Source organism: Carboxylicivirga sp. M1479, assembly GCF_007097485.1.
In the GTDB taxonomy this organism is placed as follows: domain Bacteria; phylum Bacteroidota; class Bacteroidia; order Bacteroidales; family Marinilabiliaceae; genus Carboxylicivirga.
The window spans coordinates 1-1,986 of record NZ_VKDE01000069.1; the positions used below are offsets into that span (position 1 = coordinate 1).

At 38.0% G+C, this 1,986-nt stretch carries 1 protein-coding gene; it reads right to left on the minus strand.

The window, feature by feature from the left end; genetic code table 11:
- Positions 1 to 238: 238 nt before the first annotated feature.
- Complete coding sequence (locus tag FNN09_RS20745; RefSeq protein ID WP_221932556.1) at positions 239 to 1,765, minus strand: sulfatase; 1,527 nt, start codon at positions 1,763 to 1,765, stop codon at positions 239 to 241.
- Between the last annotated feature and the right edge of the window lie 221 nt (positions 1,766 to 1,986).

Sequence of the window (1,986 nt, forward strand, 5' to 3'; positions counted from 1 at the left end):
ACCTTGATTATAGGGCTTGAAATTGATTTGTTTCATGCTTTTAAGATACTAAATATCAGGCACATGAACAAACTAACTCAGCTGTAATCAATTGATTATGAACGAAAAAAGAGGGAATCCGTTTTTGGACACCCTCTTTTTAAGTGGTAGTCTCCCCCTCACTTCGCTTTGGGTTTAATACCTATATATTATAAAAGGAATAAATATTTATGAATAGAATTAATTAACAAGTTAGCCTTTATTCTTCATCGTAATAATATTCTTCTTCTAAGTTCAGTTTTTCAATAGCCTTTGCACCAGGACGAGGAGTTTTATCTTTTTCTGCGAAATACTCAGCATCCACCCATTTCAATTCTTGGTTCAGTTCTCTTGGGTCGCCATTCGCTTTCAAATGATCGGTCAATTGTGTCGATAATTGTCTTAATACATCCTGATAATTGGCATCTGCCGCCACGTTTTTTAATTGATCAGGATCTTTAGCTAAATCGTATAGCTCATCCATTGGTCGCTTGGCAAAAGCTAGATTAAACAAGGGCTTAACAGTTTCTACATCTTTATTTAGTAAGAGCTCCATCTTGGTTGGACAAGGGTATTGTAACATATGAGCATCCACATCGCCATATAAAGGAGGATCACCTGCTGGCCATTGCTCATAGTCGTAATTACGAATATATAAATAGTCATTGGTTCGAATAGAACGTGCTCCGTATCCAACACCATTTTTACGCACATAGGCATGTCGCTCACGAGCGGTTACAATGAAGTTTCTTTCTGTTTCGATAACACCACTTTGTTCCGACTCAAGAATTGGCAATAGACTTTTAGCATTCATATACTCTGGAATAGGCAAGCCAGCCAACTCCAATAAAGTAGGTGCCAGGTCATTCAAACTAACAAAATCATCAATTTTACGATTGCCTTTGAAACGTTCTGGCATAGAGATTATCATTGGAATCTTCGTGCCAAAATCATATAAATTTCCTAAGCCTCGTGGCATCTGCCATCCGTTATCACTGCATATTATAACAACTGTATTTTGCAGTTGTCCCATTTCTTTTAATAAGGTAATATAAGAATCTACCTCTTTGTCAAAGCTTTGTATTTCTGCATAATAGTCAGCGATATCCATTCTTACCTCTTTTGTATCTGGTAGATACGAAGGAACTTGAATATCATCTATATTAATTTTAGCTTTTTTACCACCGTTACGTTTAAATGGGCGATGAGGGTCGCGCGAGCTAAACCAATAGCAGAATGGTTGTCCTTTTTCCCGTTCGTTATAAAACTCCTCGAAAGAATCATAACGTTCACCTCCTGGGTTCTGCTCACGACCACTTTCTTCTACTCCTCCAGGTCCCCATCCTTTACCCTCAATACCTACCAGATAGCCAGCATTTTCTAGTATATCCGGGTACACTTCAAATTTGGCTGGTAGGGTACCCCACAAGTTGGCTCCCTCTTCTAATCGCCATATGTCCTGCCCGGTAAGCATCGATGCCCGCGCAGGGGTACATGACGGTGCTGAGCAAAATGCATTATTAAACAAAATGCCTTTAGCGGCCATTTTATCAATGACAGGTGTTTTTACCACCTTATCCCCATAGCAGCCTAGGTGGTTCCAGCTATGGTTATCCGACATAAGTATCAGGAAATTAGGTTGTTTTTTTTGTTTCTTTTGTTCATGGCATCCGCTCATAAGTAAGCCAAAAGACATCATAGTTATTAAAAGAAAAGATGTAAATGCTTTATGATAATTCTCTTTCATGTGTTTATATTTTGCTTTCTAATTACCACATGGAACTCGCCAGATTAATTATGCTCCTGCGTGAAAAGCTACTCTCATGGCTTGTTTCATATACTCTAATTAATTACAAGTTTTTAAGCCACTTTATTAGTGGAGCTATTAATATTTTTCTCTCTCGGATCAAGACATATATAATCCTGACGATATGGTGTTTTGTTTTTAATGACGCTGTAAATAGTTCT